The sequence below is a fragment of the Scandinavium hiltneri genome (genome assembly GCF_024764835.1).
Lineage (GTDB): Bacteria > Pseudomonadota > Gammaproteobacteria > Enterobacterales > Enterobacteriaceae > Scandinavium > Scandinavium hiltneri.
On the sequence record NZ_JALIGE010000038.1, the window covers coordinates 1 to 467 of the forward strand.

Annotated in this window: 1 protein-coding gene; it reads left to right on the forward strand. The window is 64.5% G+C overall.

What is annotated here, in order from left to right; all coding sequences use genetic code 11:
* Positions 1–467 (forward strand): hypothetical protein (locus tag MUU47_RS00170; protein ID WP_258986116.1); only part of this gene is annotated, 467 nt, incomplete at both ends.

Consider the following 467-nt stretch of genomic DNA (forward strand, 5'->3'; position numbering starts at 1 on the left):
CTGGTACCTGCCGCACTTCTGGGTAGCGACCCTGTTCGCCTGGTTCATGCTGCGCGTCATCCAGCGTCTCGGCCTATCCCTCGCCGCCAGTTGCGTGCTGCTGGCCGTGCAACTGGGCCTGGGCATCCTGTTCCTCAAGACGTTCTGGCAGATCCCGGTGGAGTTCGGCGGCGAACAGTACCTGCTGCCCGGCCTGCCGTTCAGCCTGGACATCACCCTGATCAGCAGCGCCCACTTCATGTTCGGCTATGTCCTGCGGGTCGTCCTGCGTCGCCACCAGAGTTCGTTGCTGACCCTGTGCATCGCCCTTGCCGTGACCACCGCCAGCTTCCTCTACTACCCGAGGGTGGTGGACATGGCGCAGCGCCGCTACGACCACTGGTTCTGGGCAACCGTCCAGGCAGTGAGCGGCGTCTACCTGTGCTGGGCGCTGTCCGGGCTGATGATGAAGATCGACTGGCTGGGCA